The sequence below is a fragment of the Chengkuizengella axinellae genome (assembly GCF_030730905.1).
Taxonomy (GTDB): Bacteria; Bacillota; Bacilli; order Paenibacillales; family KCTC-33759; genus Chengkuizengella; species Chengkuizengella axinellae.
Map to the genome: position 1 here is coordinate 1 of NZ_JAVAMP010000062.1, position 465 is coordinate 465.

Annotated in this window: 1 protein-coding gene; it reads left to right on the forward strand. The window is 39.4% G+C overall.

Going from position 1 to position 465, the window contains the following annotated elements:
• A partial coding sequence (locus tag Q5Y73_RS24670; protein WP_305994575.1) for a hypothetical protein occupies nucleotides 1–465 on the forward strand: 465 nt, incomplete at both ends.

The window sequence follows — 465 nt, forward strand, 5'->3', positions numbered from 1 at the left end:
GATCAAAAAGTAGTAGAAGTTGAATTTGACAAGCCAGTATCTGGTGTAACAGCAGATCACTTCTATCATTCTTATTCTTCATGGGATGCGAAGTCTGTATGGGCTAACGCTGACTTAGATGAAGAAATTGATGGCGCAGTAACAAAAGTATATGTAGTATTCGCAGATGGTGATGAGTCTGAAGTGAAAGATCGTGCGTTACCTTCTGGTGATGTAGAGTTCACAATCAGAGACGAAAACTCTGATGGCGATGCGATTGAAGATAACTGGGGTAATGCGTTTAACGAAAAAACTTATGACCTAAAAATCACTGCAGATCGTGAACCACCAACAGTAACAGGAGTAGAAGTTGAATCTGGAACAGAAATCGAAGTTACATTTAGTGAAGCTATCGGTAACTTAACAGATGAAGATGCTTATACATTCTTAGATGCTGATGGAGATGAGCTTGATCTTGACAACATC